The sequence below is a fragment of the Pseudomonas sp. 32A genome (genome assembly GCF_052682255.1).
Genome location: NZ_JBQYLY010000001.1, coordinates 5713978 through 5731078, shown reverse-complemented (window position 1 = coordinate 5731078; position 17101 = coordinate 5713978). Strand labels below are relative to the sequence as shown.

At 54.9% G+C, this 17101-nt stretch carries 14 protein-coding genes and 2 pseudogenes; 7 read left to right on the top strand and 9 right to left on the bottom strand.

All coding sequences use genetic code 11. The features are described 5' to 3' along the window. Positions 1-833: 833 nt before the first annotated feature. Positions 834-2360 carry a hypothetical protein gene (locus ACUN0G_RS26310; RefSeq protein WP_445574712.1) on the top strand — a complete coding sequence of 509 codons (1527 nt, stop codon included), beginning with the start codon at positions 834-836 and terminating at the stop codon, positions 2358-2360. A 606-nt stretch (positions 2361-2966) separates the two neighbouring features. Here the strand turns inward: ACUN0G_RS26310 and yiaY are convergent. Continuing rightward, positions 2967-4115: an L-threonine dehydrogenase gene (gene yiaY, locus ACUN0G_RS26305; protein WP_102368759.1), complete on the bottom strand. Its 1149-nt coding sequence runs from the start codon at positions 4113-4115 to the stop codon at positions 2967-2969. 304 nt (positions 4116-4419) lie between these two features. Between yiaY and ACUN0G_RS26300 the strand changes: the two are divergent. From ACUN0G_RS26300 to ACUN0G_RS26290, 3 genes and pseudogenes are all read left to right on the top strand, one after another. Next, positions 4420-4506: pseudogene (locus ACUN0G_RS26300) on the top strand (YeeE/YedE family protein); the annotation flags it as partial. A gap of 1 nt (position 4507) precedes the next feature. After that, positions 4508-4633, top strand: a pseudogene (locus ACUN0G_RS26295) (DUF6691 family protein); the annotation flags it as partial. 47 nt (positions 4634-4680) lie between these two features. Then, positions 4681-5457, top strand: a complete 777-nt coding sequence (locus tag ACUN0G_RS26290; RefSeq protein WP_445574711.1) for a nucleotidyltransferase domain-containing protein — start codon at positions 4681-4683, stop codon at positions 5455-5457. Between the two features lie 225 nt (positions 5458-5682). On the opposite strand, the gene ACUN0G_RS26285 is transcribed toward ACUN0G_RS26290, so the two are convergent. From ACUN0G_RS26285 to ACUN0G_RS26270, 4 genes are all read right to left on the bottom strand, one after another. Further along, positions 5683-5982 carry a hypothetical protein gene (locus ACUN0G_RS26285; RefSeq protein WP_167663264.1) on the bottom strand — a complete coding sequence of 100 codons (300 nt, stop codon included), beginning with the start codon at positions 5980-5982 and terminating at the stop codon, positions 5683-5685. A gap of 676 nt (positions 5983-6658) precedes the next feature. Then, the gene (locus tag ACUN0G_RS26280; protein WP_167663260.1) at positions 6659-7114 is read right to left on the bottom strand and encodes a MaoC family dehydratase; all 456 of its coding nucleotides are present in this window, start codon (positions 7112-7114) and stop codon (positions 6659-6661) included. 16 nt (positions 7115-7130) lie between these two features. Then, positions 7131-7964: a 3-methyl-2-oxobutanoate hydroxymethyltransferase gene (panB, locus tag ACUN0G_RS26275; RefSeq protein ID WP_421551354.1), complete on the bottom strand. Its 834-nt coding sequence runs from the start codon at positions 7962-7964 to the stop codon at positions 7131-7133. Between the two features lie 14 nt (positions 7965-7978). After that, the gene (locus ACUN0G_RS26270) at positions 7979-8593 is read right to left on the bottom strand and encodes a LysE family translocator (RefSeq protein ID WP_445574710.1); all 615 of its coding nucleotides are present in this window, start codon (positions 8591-8593) and stop codon (positions 7979-7981) included. Between the two features lie 137 nt (positions 8594-8730). On the opposite strand from ACUN0G_RS26270, the gene ACUN0G_RS26265 reads away from it, so the two are divergent. Next, the gene (locus tag ACUN0G_RS26265) at positions 8731-9186 is read left to right on the top strand and encodes an Lrp/AsnC family transcriptional regulator (protein WP_003212635.1); all 456 of its coding nucleotides are present in this window, start codon (positions 8731-8733) and stop codon (positions 9184-9186) included. 145 nt (positions 9187-9331) lie between these two features. Here the strand turns inward: ACUN0G_RS26265 and ACUN0G_RS26260 are convergent, their stop codons facing one another. Next, positions 9332-9844: an SRPBCC domain-containing protein gene (locus ACUN0G_RS26260; protein WP_003212637.1), complete on the bottom strand. Its 513-nt coding sequence runs from the start codon at positions 9842-9844 to the stop codon at positions 9332-9334. Between the two features lie 87 nt (positions 9845-9931). On the opposite strand from ACUN0G_RS26260, the gene ACUN0G_RS26255 reads away from it, so the two are divergent. Together ACUN0G_RS26255 and ACUN0G_RS26250 are read left to right on the top strand one after the other, a co-directional pair. Then, complete coding sequence (locus ACUN0G_RS26255; protein WP_008430215.1) at positions 9932-10840, top strand: LysR family transcriptional regulator; 909 nt, start codon at positions 9932-9934, stop codon at positions 10838-10840. 493 nt (positions 10841-11333) lie between these two features. Continuing rightward, entirely contained in the window at positions 11334-12080 is a 747-nt protein-coding gene (locus ACUN0G_RS26250) for a BPL-N domain-containing protein (RefSeq protein WP_445574709.1), read from the top strand. A 68-nt stretch (positions 12081-12148) separates the two neighbouring features. Here the strand turns inward: ACUN0G_RS26250 and ACUN0G_RS26245 are convergent, their stop codons facing one another. From ACUN0G_RS26245 to ACUN0G_RS26235, 3 genes are all read right to left on the bottom strand, one after another. Continuing rightward, positions 12149-12412, bottom strand: coding sequence for a hypothetical protein (locus ACUN0G_RS26245; RefSeq protein WP_177019859.1), 264 nt, complete (start codon positions 12410-12412; stop codon positions 12149-12151). Between the two features lie 236 nt (positions 12413-12648). Then, complete coding sequence (locus ACUN0G_RS26240; RefSeq protein WP_445574708.1) at positions 12649-15177, bottom strand: excinuclease ABC subunit A; 2529 nt, start codon at positions 15175-15177, stop codon at positions 12649-12651. A 164-nt stretch (positions 15178-15341) separates the two neighbouring features. Next, positions 15342-17051 (bottom strand): ATP-binding protein, encoded by a 1710-nt coding sequence (locus ACUN0G_RS26235; RefSeq protein WP_445574707.1) that lies wholly within the window; start codon positions 17049-17051, stop codon positions 15342-15344. Positions 17052-17101: the final 50 nt, after the last annotated feature.

Genomic DNA, 17101 nt, shown 5'->3' with positions numbered 1-17101 from the left:
CATCAGCTTTTGAAAACACCGCAGCCCTTCCTTATTGGCTCTAAATCACCTGCGCTTTAAATCGTGATTCCAATATGCTGGCACAAAAGATAGCCCATAGCGCGAATTCCGCTAGCAGCCGTATCTGAATTTTTGCTAGCGGCTTCCATTACCAATGCCGCCATGATCTAGAGCTATCTCTCATAGCGGGAAACTCTAGACCTAGGTTTCAGGTCTCTGACGTTCAATGGCCCCGCATTCGATGCCGTTTTTCAGTCGACGAACGTCGCCAATGGCTTCAAGTGATTTAATTCGGATGACATCCAGCTAGGTAACGGCCTTTGGCCGTTTTTTTCTGCCTGTCACCGGCCGGAAAGGGTCGGCCAGCAGAGGACGTTCACAAACGCTCCATTTGAGGTTTGGAGGCGGCTATGGTATCGGGGACGATTTAGTCGAATGATCGTGAGCGACTGCTTTTGGCTGAAAGTTGCCACTCACAACGAGCCGCTTTCGGCGGAGAATAGACTTTCCGACGACTCTAGGAAACCAGGTGGGAATCACGGGAATGAACCTGGAAAGCAAAAAGCCGATTCTCTGATTCATGATTTTTCTTAATCCACCATATGGATTTGATATAGCCCTTTAAACTGGAGTAAAGAGGATTTCAGAGAGGTTACAGAGAAAAGGCTGGAAAGTTTGCTCCAGATATGGATCACTAGGCAACGCTGTGCTGATCAACGAATGGGGCGTGATTGTATAAGCTGGCACCCCGAGATGATCTAGGATGATTCACCTATCAGCCTGAGGCCACTATCACCTCAACGGCTAACCTTACACTCAAATATGAGCATTACATGGACGAAATAAAAAGCTCTCTTCTCTACTCCTACAATTCGGAAATCAAAACTCCAGAATCTCTAGCTGCGTGCCTAAACGCTCATGGCTTATATAATATTGGTCAATTTGTTCTAAGACTCAGCCCGATAAATCATGGGTTAGTTGACAGTGCCACGACAAAAAAAACTGAAGATATCACATGGGATGAAATCCAGGCTTATTCAACATATATTCATGAAACGGTTCATTGGTGGCAGCACATAGGATCGACTTCAGGTTTTATTTCTAGCATGTGTTTCCCCGCACAGGCACACGTTAACGTCGGGCATCTTCGAGATATAGTCAAGTGTGGAGAGTTTGGTAAGTCACTCAAAGATTGGAGCGATGACCAGATGCGGCAAGGTCGCACCGCTGAAGAAGAGGTTATCCTCAATGCAAACATTGCAGTAAATAATACGTTAGACCTGAATTATTATCGCGCAATTATAATGAACCCAAAAATTCTTTTGGAAATCATAAAGGAAAATCATTTTGAGTCTGTAGGGCATACCTTTTATATTGCCTATTCATGCTGCCTGCATGTCTTGACGACAACCTTCGATGGGGTTATATGCTTGCCGGATACGGATCTCTGGAGGAAGCCTATAGAACAGTTAAAGCTGTCTAAATCTGCTAACTACCACTGGCGCTCAGATGTATACCTGCCTCAAATTACCGGAATAGATGTACTAGAGGGGCAAGCGAGATTTATACAGCTCCAGTTTTTGCATTTTTCTAACCCTAGCAAGTCCTTTGCGGACTATGGCGCACGAGGCTATCTTGATGGTGTATACGGTTCAGCCTTCAAGTACTTTATCGAGCACACTAGTGCGAAATTTCCTGATTGCATCGACGACCCATTAGTAGCACTATTCTTATTAACATGCGACTTAGCATTAAACCCTGGCGAAGGGTTTCCATTTGAAATTAAAGATTATGAGAATTTTTCATATCAAGCTCAACCAGCAATACGCTTTACATATCTATGTCAAGCTATAAAAAACAAGCACCCCGAACTTAAGGATTACATCAGGGAGTACTCTAAAGAAGAATATACTAACGCAAGTGCTTTGCTAGCGGACGCTTGTGGATACCACCATCCATTAGATATTGCGAGAGCTATTTCCGAATGGGTATATAAGGAGCCTACATTACAAGCACTGATGAGAGAACATAGTACATTTTCTTTCTCGGAAACAAACCAGCCAGTTAGAGTCATATTTTCAGAATTTCTAAAATTTAATACTTTCAAGCTTGAGCAGCCTGAGTTTTTTTGCTGGACAGGACGGCACAAAGTAGGGCCCTATGCTGAGAGCTATATTCAGGCCTGGCTGAAAAATCTTTCACTTTATAGTGACAAAGCAGATGACTTTGGAATTTACCCTAGGCGGCAAGAGGGGAAGTCGGAAAAAAACATCCATAGCACATTCAATACTTTTTATGGCAACCTCATGCAGTACGACCTAATTAGACAATGGATAATACAGAGCGGTGAATTTAAATAAGATTTCTCCTGGCTCTCTGAAAAATATGAACCTTCGGAAGTTAAGGATAAGGTGAAGGAACTATTTACCAAACTGTTTGGTGTGAGTCCTGATGAGATTGAGAGTGCTGAGTGGTCGCGACCCAATATCAACAACGACCAAAGCTAGCTTGCAAAAAAGCATTAGCTCCGCACTGACTTCAACATAATAAACCTTCATCCCGGAGCTTGTAACAATGCAAGAACTCATTTCATCCATTGGTAGTACTACTTACAATTTTGGCGTCAAATTAAAGCGGAATCCGTCAGAGGGGGGAGGCACTAAATTTGAGAAAAATTACGGATATAACTTTCGTGTTTGAGTGCCCCTCTTGTCCAATTACTCATGTGCCGACAGTTCGCTGTGGGTGGAAAGTAGTCGTTACCCAGAGACCGCTTTGCAAAAAGGTGCGAAAAGGGGACATGTTTATTTTTCTATCACTGTCCCCTTTTGGCCGACAATAGCAGCTCATGACAGGCTGCCGCCGGCCAAGCCATTGACCCACTTCAACCCTATCGGTCAGCCAACAAAAACACCCCGCACTTCAACCAAAGGCGGGGCGTTCTCTCCAGCATCACGTCACATCAATCACATCGCCGTATGAAAAATCTGCTCGATCTCATCCTGATTGGCAGGACGCGGATTGGTAAAGCCGCAGGCATCTTTCATCGCATTGGCTGCCAGGGTAGGAATATCGTCAGCCTTCACACCCAGTTCGACGAGGCCGCTCGGAATCCCCACATCCGCAGACAGTTTACGGATGGCCGTGATAGCCGCCGCAGCACCCTTCTCCGCATCCAGCTGCTGAGTCTCAACCCCCATCGCATGGGCGATATCCTTAAACCGGGCCGGGCATACGCTGGCGTTGAAGCTCGACACGTGAGGCAGCAGGATCGCGTTGCACACGCCGTGAGGCAGGTCGTAGAACCCGCCCAGTTGGTGCGCCATGGCGTGTACATAACCCAGCGAAGCATTGTTGAAGGCCATGCCGGCAAGGAATTGCGCGTAGGCCATGTTTTCCCGGGCGGTCATGTTGTCACCCTGGGCAACGGCGGTGCGCAGGTTGGCCGAGATCAGTTCGATGGCTTTGAGTGCGCAGGCATCGGTGATGGGCGTGGCCGCGGTCGACACGTAGGCTTCGACGGCGTGGGTCAGTGCGTCCATGCCAGTGGCGGCGGTCAGGCCTTTGGGCATGGCGGCCATCAGCGAAGGGTCGTTAACGGATAACAGGGGCGTGACGTTGCGGTCGACGATGGCCATTTTCACGTGGCGGACTTCGTCGGTGATGATGCAGAAACGGGTCATTTCACTCGCCGTGCCGGCGGTGGTGTTGATGGCGATCAGGGGCATTTGTGGCTTGGCGGATTGGTCCACGCCTTCGTAGTCGCTGATGTGCCCGCCGTTGGCGGCGCACAGGGCAATGCCCTTGGCGCAGTCGTGGGGTGAACCGCCGCCCAGGGAAATAATGAAATCGCAGTCGCTGCGGGCCAGCAGTTCAAGGCCCTTCTCCACGTTGCTGACGGTCGGATTCGGTTTGGCGCCATCAAACAGGGTGGAGTCGATGTCTTGCTGGGCCAACAGGCCAGCGACCTTGGCCGCCACGCCGGCTTTGGCCAGGCCGGCATCGGTGACGATCAAGGCTTTGCGGAACCCGTACTTGCGGATTGCGAGCATCGCCTCGTCGAGGCTGCCAATGCCCATCATGTTCACGGAAGGAATGAAGAAGGTGCTACTCATGATAAATCCTCTTTTTATTATGGAGACACGGGAGTCAGTGAGGTTTTCTACTCATCTCGCAGGTGATGCGGCGCGTCTTGTTGTCATCGTTGACGATCACAAAGCTGAGCCTAAACCTATGGCGTCAGACCGAAATGGTCCTTTAGCGGGCATTGACACCTCCTTTAGTACTGGGAGCAGGGTTTCACCCATTCCATGGGGGCGGCAGCAAAATCTGACTTGCACAGACCCCGACCCGCGCGGATGGTTATGATGCTTCGCTGATCAACAGCCCTCACCCACCCTCCTGTGCAGGAACTGCAAAATGAGCATTGATTGGATCAACTTCACGCCTTGGGCTTCATTAGGCGCAGGCGCCTTGATCGGGCTGGCCGTCAGCGTGTTTGTTCTCGGGTATCTGCCCTGGGCCTGCGGTCGCCATTCTGTTTACCGGGCACTGGCAAATTCTCATCTTCGTAGTGGCGATGCTGGCGGGTATGTATGTGTTTTCCAGCCTGGAAGGCCGGCGCACGTCTTGATGGGGTTTGACCCCGATTTTTACTGAACACCACTCACGGACGGCTTTATGGAACGACTCCAACCTCGTGGCATTGATGCGGACGGTTATATCCTCACCGTGTCCAACGTCGAGATGCAGCCACAGTTTCAGGCTTTGCTGACGGACGTTTGCATGACGCTCGCGCGGCCGGAACCTCTGCTGGACGGGATTTATCTGTATGGCAGTGTCGCGAGAGGCGACGCCGTGCCTGGGGTTTCCGACCTTGACCTAACCCTTATTCTGCACAGCCCTCCCACGTCGCAGGATCTGGAAATGCTGGAGTCGAAAAGGCGCACGCTGGAAAGTCGGCATGCCGAAGTCACCAAGATCGATTTCGATATCGGTAGTCGTGCTGAAGTATTGGCACCTGACAATCGATTGAGCTGGGGGTATTGGCTCAAGCATCACTGTCGTTGCTTATGGGGCAATGATCTGACCCAACGCTTCGACCGGTTCAAGCCGTCACGCGATATCGCCATTGCCGTGAATGGTGACTTTGAATCCGTACTGACCCGGTATGCCGACCTTATCGACCAAGCGACCACACCGACGCAATCGCTGCGCTTGCAGCGAGAAGCTTCGCGCAAACTCATCCGGTCAACTCAAGTGCTTCGCTCTGAACAGGACCTGATGTGGCCGCAAACACTGGAAGAGCTGGTAGAGCAGTTTGTTCAGCATTACCCGAGTATGAGGATGCAGATCTCTTTTTTCTTGTCCCAGGCAAGGAACCCGGATGCCAAGCCGAAGAAGTTTACGACTCAGCTCCATCGTTTTTTGACCTGGATGGCTACACAAACCGGTTGAATCCATAACGCGCCTATGAAATCAGGGGCGATTCATATACCTACAGACGGGTTATCACGCATGCCATTACCGCGAAACTCGATATCCATAACCCGTTGGCTGCTCCATGGTGTTACTGAATTGAGTGAGTCACCCTAAGCGTTCCAGGATCATCATCGAAAGATACGCCTCCAAGCGACAACAGGCCTTGGACCAACTCCCCCTGAATGACCGATACCCCTCTTCTTATTGATGAGTATCAGCCTCCTCTGCGGGGTAAAACTCGCCCTCCTTCCCCATTTTTCTCAGCCGTTCGCGCACAATTACCTCGACGCTGGCTACGGCGGTTTGATCGTCAGGGTTGACCAACTGCAAGCACAGGCGTTGGACATTCTGATCGTGGGTGCCCTCGCTCATCATCTCGTGGGTGAAGACCTGTTCGCCACGCCATAGGCATAGCTGGGTATGCGTCTCGCCAAGCCATATTTCGTTGATTGATCCAAGGTCGGTGGTCTCTAGTTGATCGACGGTGATTGTCTTATCCATTGCGCTGTACCTTACCCATGAGTAGATACAGGTAGACTTACCGGCATAGCGGGTCGTTCCACACGTTGGCAGTTCAACCGGGCTAATGGTGGTTAAGCACGTCCCGGTTGGAACCAGGACAATTGACGATTGAAGGCGGACAGTACGAGCCGATAAGGGCAATCACATGACTGATCCTGCTGTTCCACAAGCAAATGGGCGCGCCTGGATCAACCTTGATCTCCCCCTCTCGGGCCGATACTGCCAGCTCAACAGATGGCGTGCAGCTTACGGAACGACCGGCTGCTATCGGCCAAAAGCGGTCATGTGCGATTCATAAAAGTGCCCATTAAAGGGGGAATCATTTAGCAGGTCTTTGATTGATTTCACCGATCAGACGGCCCCACTATTCCCGTTATGCTATACGTCAGCACGGCCCGATTTTTGTGTCGTTTGGGGATAAACCTGGCGTCCGCCAGGTGAGATGAAGCATTACGGTTGCACAAAGTGCGAAGGGCAATCCCACCGAGAGCGACACTTTGTAGGCCAGCAATACTCCCGCTGCGCCACCAACGAAAGCGGCTAAAACGAGAAATCCGGCGTCTGCCTTTTCCGTTTCCGGTCGAATAATTAATTTTAGTAAGCCATGCATCTTTAAATTCTCTACAAAAGGCGTTTTTGCATCGCCCTGATAAGCCTAGATCTCATCAACAGTCATTGATGCGAGTAGTTTTCTCTCGGCGTCATCGGGAATTAGCCCTGTCGTCTCCGCGAGCAAGACAGCCAGGCCGCTACTGTTGGTCACGATTACCTCGGCTTCAGCCCGATTGCCCTCATCGATCGCCATAATTTTCCACACGCAGGTAAGCTCGTCCCCCATATAAACGGGGCGCTTGAAGCGCAAACTCATTGAGGTAGCCAACCACCCCAACTGCCCTCCGATCTCTGTGATCAATGTCGCCGTCAGCAAGCCATGAGCGATAACACCATCAAAGCCTTTGGCCTCTGCATACATGGCATTGGAATGCACTGGGTTGTGATCGCGCGATAGCGCTTCAAACTGGGCGATGTCTGCGTCCGAAAAAGTGCGTTTGATTTCAAAAGTGTCACCTTCCTCAAGGCCTTCTATCGCCTTCTGGCGCAGTGTGCTCATTGCGATCTCCGATGCTCTAAAAAGTATGTTCTGGCCCAGGGAAAGAGCCCGATTCGATATCTTTAGCAAAGGCTTGAGCAGCGTCACTCATCACCTTTCTCATATTCGCATACTGCTTGACGAATCGCGGCAACTGACCCTCCCTTAGTCCCGCCATATCCTGCCAGACAAGCACCTGTGCATCGCAGCCATTACCAGCACCAATTCCTACGGTAGGGATGGAGACTGTCTCGGTGATCCTCGTTGCTACATCGCCTGGCACCATCTCTATCAGCAGGCCAAACGCCCCAGCACGCTCGAAGGCAACGCTCAAGTCAATCAACCGCTGCGCGTCTTCGCCTTTGCCCTGGATGCGGTATCCGCCCAGCTGATGTTCTGCCTGTGGGGTAAAACCGATATGGGCCATAACTGGTATGCCAGCGGCTACCAACATCTCTACCTGCGCAAGCATCTCGATCCCTCCTTCGAGCTTTACGGCATGAGCGCCGCCTTCCTTCATGAAGCGCACTGCGGTATGGAAGCATTGCTCAGGCGATCCCTGATAAGAGCCAAAAGGCAAATCGGCAATGACCAACGCCCGTTCGGTAGCGCTCGAAACCGCTCTGACAAGAGGAAGCATATCGTCAACTGTTATTGCCAACGTCGAGTTATGTCCAAACACGTTGTTGGCAGCGGAATCGCCTACGAGCAGCACTGGAATTCCTGCCGCCTCAAACACCGACGCTGCGTACATGTCATAAGCAGTCAACATGGCCCATTTCTGACCCTGTACCTTCATATCCCATAAATGTGGAATTCGTACCCTACCGCGACGCGGGCTGTTATAGGGGGCAATATTTTGATCAGACATTTCGCTTCCTCAATTCAAATGACCAGCCGCTCGGCAGCTAGAACCACAGCGATTACGATCATTGCGGCTCCCGATATCCGACTCACATTAATTGCCGCTGCTGGCCGTGAAGCAAGCACCGCACCAGCGCCATAGCCGACCGCGAGATAGACGACACCGCAACTAACACCATGAATCAGGCCTAAAGCGACAATCTGAGCCCCTACTGGCCATGCGGCTGACGCATCAGTGAACTGAGGTAGCAGCGCCAGGAACAACAATAGGACTTTTGGGTTGAGACCGCTGACGCATAGTCCCTTCATCGCCCAGGCCATCCCGGCACCTTCATTGCGGAATGCCCCTTGAGCAGGCAGCGAAGGCTTGAACAACATGTTAAGGCCGAGCCATAAGAGATAGGCGGCCCCCATCAGCGTTAACGTCAGCAATGCATAGGGAATTTTGACCAGCACTCCCCCCACACCTGCGGCGACGATCAGCGTGGCCACAAGATGGCCGGAAACCATGCCGACTACGGCGGGTAAGACGCGGCCTTGCAAACCTGCCGAAATCGCGTAGGCCCAGTCGACCCCAGGCGTGATAACAAACAAAAATGATACGGCCCAAAACGCCATAATCAGAGAAACACTCACGATCAAATCCTTCCTCTTCCATCAATTCAAAGCGCCGCTTGGCCCTGAAAAACCGTGATAGAAGGATAATGAAAGCGAAGTGGTATTATCTTTCGAAGATACCTGTAGAAGCTGAACGAATTAGAAGGTTTTTCTTAATGGATCGTGTAGACAAGAAGATTCTTGCGCAACTGCAGCAAGATGGCCGTCAGTCACTGACGGAGCTGGCCGACCGCGTAGGTCTAAGTTTGTCTCCATGCCATCGACGCGTTCGGGCGATGGAAGATCTGGGAGTGATCAAGGGTTATCGAGCTCAACTATCCGCGACTGAGTTAGGACTCAATTTCTCGTCCCTGGTATTCGTGACGCTCCGAGAGGGACACCAAAAAGCAGTAGCTGATTTTGAAGATGCTTTACCGCGAATTCCTTACATCGTCCAAGCTCAGAGACTTTTTGGCGATCCTGATTACCTGCTGATGGTGGTGACAGCAGATCTTCCTGCATTTCAAAAACTATACGATGAGGAACTGTCGAGGTTACCCAACGTACAGCGTCTGACATCGACGTTGGTGATGAAGCACGTGATCATTGATCGTCCGCTGCCGTTGGAATGAAGTTCAAATATTGCGGATAACGCAGGGAAGTCGTCAGGCTTTTGTCGAATCGCCCCAGAGCTGAGACACGGATGCTCTGGGGCCGGACTTAGAATGCCTAATCTGACCGCATCTGAGGCCCACGGCTAAAGACTAAATTCAGAGGTTAAAGGCTGGGAGACAAGCGTGCCGCACCCACCAAGCCGTCCAGCCATTCCTGATGACCGTTGATCATCGGATTGGGTTTGGCCTTGGCGAGATTCTCCGCTGGTTTACCCTTCTGTGTTTCCTGAGTCAGGATGCGCACTCGTCCACCAGATAGGTCTTCAATAAGCCAGGCATGGTGAACGTCCAGCCGAGCGTCACCCTCACCCGACCACCCATGCCACGCAATTCGTCCTGGAGAGGTTAGAGTTGGCGGCACGCACTCATTGCATAAAGCCTCGACCGGAAAGCCGAACGTTTCGAAGTAGAAAAATACCCCGTCTTGCAGATCCGGCCCGATGTGATCATGAAACTGGATGTTTGCCGAGTTGGCGTAGTACGACGGCCATCTCTGCGCCTGGGTGAGCAGAGGCCATACCTGTGCGGCACTCAATCCCGCGATGATGACCTCGTTAGAGACAAAGTTTTCGGTAAAACCTGGCAGGTAGCCTTCAGGCCAAATGATCTGATTCATGGTTATGCAGCGCTCAGTTGATGAATTGAGACCATGATGGGTGTAGGCTAGAAATAAGACCAATCGCTATGTTTTATTTTGCGCATCATGAATCCTGATATCAGAAATCTAGATCTCAACCTCCTCAAAGCACTGGATGCGTTGCTTGATGAACGCAGCGTTACGCGAGCCGCAAATCGACTATCGCTCACCCAGCCTGCTGTGAGCGGCATGCTCAGCAGGCTCCGAGAAAGCTTCGCCGATCCGCTGTTCGTGCGCGCCCAGCGCGGCATCGTGCCGACGTCGCGTGCAGAGCAGCTTGCAGCGCCGGTTAAGAAATTGCTGGCAGATATTGAAGGTATGCTTCAGCCGCAAAGCTTTGATCCGTTGACGGCGAGCATGACGATAAGGATTGCTTCGACCGACTATGCATTGCGTGCAGTGGTCGTACCGTTTCTCAACGCGCTAAGAATACAAGCGCCGAACATCCGCGTTAGTGTCCAGCCCGTGGATCATCAAGAGCTTCAAAATCAGCTGGATCGAGGTGAGATCGATCTCGCATTGGTTACCCCTGAAGCGGTAACACCAGGATTGCATGCTATCGCACTCTTTGATGAAAGCTATGTATGCGTAATGCGCACTGATCACCCAGATGCGCTGAATGGCAGGCTTTCACTGGATCGATTCTGCGCATTGGATCACGCCTTGGTTTCCCCGGCAGGGGGCGGTTTTCATGGAGTGACGGATGATGCTCTGGAAAAACTTGGAAGATCACGTCGAGTGACAGTGTCGGTGACCAGCTTTCTGGTACTTCCAGAAATTCTAACGTACAGCGACATAATCGCTGTCGTGCCGCGTCGATTGGCAGTGAACAACATCGGGCTCAAATCAATAGAGCCGCCTGTTGAAATTCCAGGCTTCAGAAAAATCTTGGCCTGGCATGAACGAACTCAGCGCGACGCAGGCCATCGCTGGGTGCGGTCACTTATCGTTGAAACACTACGGACACTCGATTGAAGCAAACGGGGTGGCCAAACATGCAAAGTCGTCGTGGCAGCTGCGGTTTAGAGACCAGTTCCGTTGTGTCAAAAACCCAAGCTCGGTGTCCATAACCAGCTCAGTTTCCAGACCGTCTGTGACGGAGTCGTTCTTGGGCTCGCGGGCACCTTCGAGTTATTGTCTGTTACTGATAGCCGCCCCTTGCGAGCGACAGTAATGGGTAGATAACGATCACATACTAATGGCTGCTTATGGCCGATTGCAGCCAGTCACCAATGGCAGCAATCGGACAAAAGCAGCGAACAACGCCAACCCATCCGGCGTTACTGCACCTTGCATAGCCCTTCTCCAAACACATCCGTAGCCGATGTATTGGGCCAGCCTGGAAAATGTTGGGCCAAGCAACACTGGCCGATTTACAAATGTTCACGCCTTCACGTGGCTATTAGCTTTAGGCTTTGACTCACAAAGTCCGATCGGACCCAATCAGCTTTAAGACGGCCCTACAACCATGAATCTGCACGCCATCGCCGCGACGCTTTTTGCGTTTTTCACGCTGCTTCCTTACTCGGTGCAAGCCGCAACCCCCATCACCCATGTCGCGATCTACCGAGGCCCCGCGGGCTGCGATGAATGCTCAGAGAAGGTTAAAACAGCCCTGCTGCGCGTCCGCCCGAATGCGCAGATTGACTTTGTAGGTGCTGATGAATCGATCGACATCACGCCGCAAAGCCTCGCTCGTTATGACCTCTACGTTCAACCCGGCGGCGGTCAGGACATCCCTGCGGCGCTTGATAGTTTGGGGGATGCGCGGGTGCAAGCCATTCGTGACTTTGTCGCCCAGGGTGGGCGCTACCTGGGGCTGTGTATGGGCGCGTATCTGGCCGATGACAGCAATTTTGGCCTGATACCCTACGACCTTGATTCAGAGGCGGGCAGGCCTGGGTTTGAGGTCGCGAGCATTGCGGACGCGGCGGTGAACGTTGTGTGGGATGGGAAAGCCGATAGCGTCTTTTATCAGGATGGGCCTTACTTTCCCAAGCCTGACGCGACCTTGCCTTCTTCAACCATTGCGACCTACCGGAATGGGGATGTGGCGGCAGCGCGTTACACCTATGAAAAGGGGGTAGTGGTTCTGAGTAGCCCGCATCCTGAGGCGGATCGGGAGTGGTTCGAGAAGGCGAATATTCCCTTGAGCGAGATGCCGCGGGGTGAGCTTTTTGGGGCGTTGGTGCGCAGCATTGAGGGGCGCAGGTAGGGGGCGATGATGACTTCCGGATTCCAGCTGGATGCTCCAGCCAACTGAAAAAGTCATATGGCAGCCAGCTATTTACCCAGGTTTTGATTCATCAAATTGTCCAGTACGGGAAATTTGGTGGCCGCCTGCCATTCGCGTAAATGCTTGCAGCCTTCATCATTGAGCTCGGCAAGGTTGCTGCGAGCGTCGCATATCGTGAACCACTTCTGTCGGAGAGATGGATACTTTACAAACTCTTCCCGGGTTGGGGGTTGGTTAGTGGATAAACGCAGAACTGACAGCACTAAAAGTGCAGACACGCCGATACTGATAGAGCCGTTTTTATAATTCATATCAACTTCCGCAAATGAGAAACCTAACCCCACAGCTGAACTAATGACCGCTGTTAACTGCTTGGGGCGTTGGCCGACTATAAGAAGAGAAATGGATCGATAAAAGATCCATTTTCGACGTATCTCATAGGGCCATTTATTCACAAGATGGGGAAGTCAGAAAAAATCGGCGCAGTCTACCGAACGCTCGGGCAATCACGAAGCTGCCGGCGAACCTGGCGCATGTCGAGCAAAACTCAGCCCAACTCGCGCCCCAAAAACGGCGCCGTCCGGCTGCTCTTGCTCTTCGCCACCTTCTGCGGCGTGCCACTCACGACCACCTTCCCTCCGCGATCCCCGGCCCCCGGCCCGATATCAATCACCCAATCACTCTGCGCCACGACACGCATTTCATGCTCCACCACAATCACCGTGTGCCCCGCCTCCACCAGATGATTCAGTTGGCTCAACAACCGGTCCACATCCCGCGGATGCAGCCCGGTCGTCGGTTCATCCAGCACATACAACGTCGCGCCCCGCGCATTACGCTGCAGCTCGGTTGCCAGCTTGATCCGCTGCGCCTCTCCGCCCGACAACTCGGTCGCCGGCTGGCCAAGGCGCAAATACCCCAAGCCGATATCCCGCAGCACTTGCAGCGGGCGCAGCACACCCGGCTCTTCGGCAAAAACTTCCACCGCCTGTTCAACCGTCAGCCCCAGCACTTGGGCGATGGTCAGGCCTTCCCACTTGATCGCTAACGTTTCCGGGTTGTACCGCGCGCCGTGGCACGTCGGGCACGGCGCGTACACGCTGGGCATGAACAGCAACTCAACGCTGACAAAACCCTCGCCTTCGCAGTTCGGGCAGCGGCCTTTGGCGACGTTGAAAGAGAATTGCCCGGCATCGAAATGGCGCTTTTTCGCTGCGGGTGTGGCGGCGAACAGTTTGCGCACGTTGTCGAACAGCCCGGTGTATGTCGCGAGGTTGGAGCGTGGGGTGCGGCCGATGGGTTTCTGGTCGACTTGCACCAGGCGGCGGATGTGTTCCAGGCCGCCGCTGATGCGGCCGCCACTGGTTTGTGGGGAGTCGTCTTCGAGGCTGGGTTCGTCTTCGGCTTCCACGACGCGGCCCAAGCCTGCGCCTACCAGTTCCAATAGCGCCTGGCTGACGAGGCTGGATTTGCCCGAGCCAGAAATGCCGGTGACGGCGGTGAAGCACCCGAGGGGAAAGTCCACGCTGAGGTCGTTGAGGTTGTTGCGCGTGACGCCTTCCAGGCTCAGCCAGCCGGTGGGTTGGCGCGGTGGTTGGCTGACGGGGCGCTTTTCGGCGAACAGGTATTCGCGGGTTTGCGAGGCTTCAATCTGCGCGAGGCCGGCGGGTGGGCCGCTGTACAGGACTTGGCCACCGTGTTCGCCGGCAGCCGGGCCCACGTCGATCAGCCAGTCGGCCCGGCGCATGGTTTCGAGGTCGTGTTCCACCACGAACAGCGAGTTGCCGGCGGCCTTCAGACGGTCGAGGGCGGCGAACAGGGCTTCGCCGTCGGCAGGGTGCAGGCCGGCGGAAGGTTCGTCGAGTACGTAGATCACGCCGAACAGTTGCGAGCCCAGCTGGGTGGCCAGGCGCAGGCGTTGCAGTTCACCGGAGGACAGGGTCGGTGTACTGCGCTCAAGGGCCAGGTAGCCGAGGCCGAGGTCGGTCAGGGTGCTGACGCGCTCGAGCAGGTCCTGGGCGATGCGTTGGGCAGCCAGGCGTTTTTCCACGGAGAGCTTTTTATCGCCCTGCCCTTCAGCCACCGGGCGCAGGAGCTCGGCGAGTTGCAGCAGGGACATTTGCGACAGTTCGCCAATGTCCACGCCGGCAAATTTCACCGACAGCGCGGCCTTGTTCAGGCGTTTGCCTTCGCACAGCGGGCATGGGCTGCCTTGCATGAATTGCGACACGCGCTTTTTCATCAGGGCGCTTTGGGAGTGGGTGAAGGTGTGCAGGATGTAGCGTCGGGCACCGGTGAAAGTGCCCTGGTAGCTGGGTTCGAGTTTGCGTTTGAGGGCGTCGCGGGTTTGGGCAGGTGTGAAGCCGGCGTACACCGGGACGGTGGGGGTTTCTTCGGTGAAGAGGATCCAGTCGCGCTGCTTTTTCGGCAGGTCGCGCCACGGGATGTCGACGTCGTAGCCGAGGGTGACGAGGATGTCGCGCTGGTTCTGGCCTTGCCATGCCAGTGGCCAGGACGCCACGGCGCGTTGGCGGATGGTGAGGGACGGATCGGGCACCATCAGGGCTTCGGTCACTTCGTACACCCGGCCCAGGCCGTGGCATTGCGGGCACGCGCCTTGGGGCAGGTTGGGGGAAAAGTCCTCGGCGTAGAGCATCGGTTGCCCCGCCGGGTAGCTGCCGGCGCGGGAGTAGAGCATGCGGATCAGGCTGGACAAGGTGGTGACGCTGCCCACTGAGGACCGTGTGCTGGGTGTGCCGCGCTGCTGTTGCAGGGCCACGGCAGGTGGCAGGCCTTCGATGGAGTCGACGTCGGGCACACCAACCTGGTCGATCAGGCGACGGGCGTAGGGCGCGACGGATTCGAAGTAGCGGCGCTGGGCTTCGGCGTAGACGGTGGAGAATGCCAGCGAGGACTTGCCGGAGCCTGACACGCCGGTGAACACCACCAGGGCATCACGGGGGATGTCCACGTCGACGTTGCGCAGGTTGTGTTCCCGGGCACCCCGCACCCGCACGAAGCCTGGGCGTTGGGTGGTGAGTGAGGTGTCTGGGGGAAGATTGCGCTGGGAAGTCATGGGTAACCTTATCGGTGTGTTCAAGGCAGTGAAGATCAACTGTGGGAGCCGGGCTTGCCCGCGATGGCGGTGTGTCAGTTGCCAGATGGGGGGTCTGATAGACCGCCATCGCAGGCAAGCCAGCTCCTACAGTGGATTGGCTTTGCGGGGTAGATCTCCATCCGTCACATCATTCGGGAGGTCAGCACCGAGCGCACCCGTTGCGCCAATTCATCCGGCCCATAGGGTTTGCTCAGCAGGTGGATGTCGTTGCCCAGCAGATGGTTGCTGGAGAGGATGTCGCGGGTATGCCCGGAGGTAAACAGCACCGCTATCGCCGGCATTTGCTCTCGCGCCCACTTGGCCAGGTCGGTGCTTTTGACCCGGCCCGGCATCACGACGTCGGTAAAAATCAGGTCCGGTTGCAGGCCGGCCTGGAGCATCAGCATGGCCCGGTCGCCATCTTCGGCGGTGAGCACGGTGTAGCCGGACTCTTCGAGCAATTCCACCGCAGCCGCGCGTACGCCTTCGTTGTCTTCCACCACCAGGATGGTCTCCTGGCCGCCGCTGTGTTGTGCAGGCTCGAGGGGCGTATCGTGGTTTTCCGGCTCTCCGAGGTTGCGCGGGAAATACATCTGCACCACGGTGCCACTGCCCTCCACGCTCTCGACCTCCACATGCCCGCCACTTTGGCGCACGAACCCGAACACCATGCTCAGGCCCAGGCCGGTACCGTGCCCATTCGGCTTGGTGGTGAAAAACGGTTCGAAGGCCCGTGCCAGGATCGTCGGTGACATGCCGACGCCGCTGTCGGCGACGGCCAGGCGCACATATTCACCGGGGTTGATGCTTTTGCCGGCGCAATCAGGGGGATTGAGGATGATGTTTTCGCCGGTAATCCGAATCACGCCCTCGCCTTTCATGGCATCCCGGGCATTGATCGCCAGGTTGAGCAGTGCGTTTTCCAATTGGTTGCGGTCGACGTTAATGCACCACGGATTCTGGGGCAGTTGCACATCAATGTGGATGGTTTCTCCCAACGCCCGCTGCAGCAGTTCGCCCAAACCTTCATAAATGCGCAGTGGGTTGTACACCGCTGGTGACAGCGGCTGGCGACGGGCGAACGCCAGCAGTTGCGAGGTCAGTTTGGCCCCGCGCTCCACGGCCGCGATGGCGGCGCTGACGCGGCGCTGCACCTGGAGGTTGTCCGGTTCATGCCGGGCCAGCAGGTGCAGATTGCCGGAGACCACTTGCAGCAGATTATTGAAGTCGTGGGCCACGCCGCCGGTCAGGCCGCCAATGGCTTCCAGCTTCTGTGATTGACGCAGCTGTTCTTCGGCGGCGGAACGGGCTTGCACCTCCGCCGCGACACGCTGCTCCAGGTTGTGGGTGAGTTCCTGGCGCAGGCGCTCGGAGATCATGTGTTCAGTGGTCTCCACCACAATCGCCAGGACCCCGGCCGGTTGCTGATCGTCACCGGCCACGGGGCTGTAATACAGGTCCATCCACACTTGTTCCGGACGGCCGTCGCGCAACAGCTCCAGGGGCAAGTTGCGATAGGACAAGGTGCCGCCGGCCAGGCAGGTGTCGACCACATTGCGGTTGAAGTCGGCGACTTCCGGCCAGCCCAGTTCTACCGGCGCCCCCAACAGATACGGGTGGCGACCGCCGGCAAACACCGAATAGCTGTCGTTGTAGATCATGTAACCCGCCCGTCCCCACAGCATGACCATAGGAATGGGCGATGCCAGCATCAGTTGCACGGCACTGGTCAGGCTGGAGGGCCAGGCGCCAATGGGGCCGAGGTCGGTAGTGGACCAGTCGAATGCGCGAATCCTCTGGGCCATTTCCCCAGCCCAGCCATCACAGCCATGGGTATCGGATAAAAACTGCATCAGTCGGCTCGGCAAAAAGATAAAGGTGGGCGGCGATGAACACTTTGAGC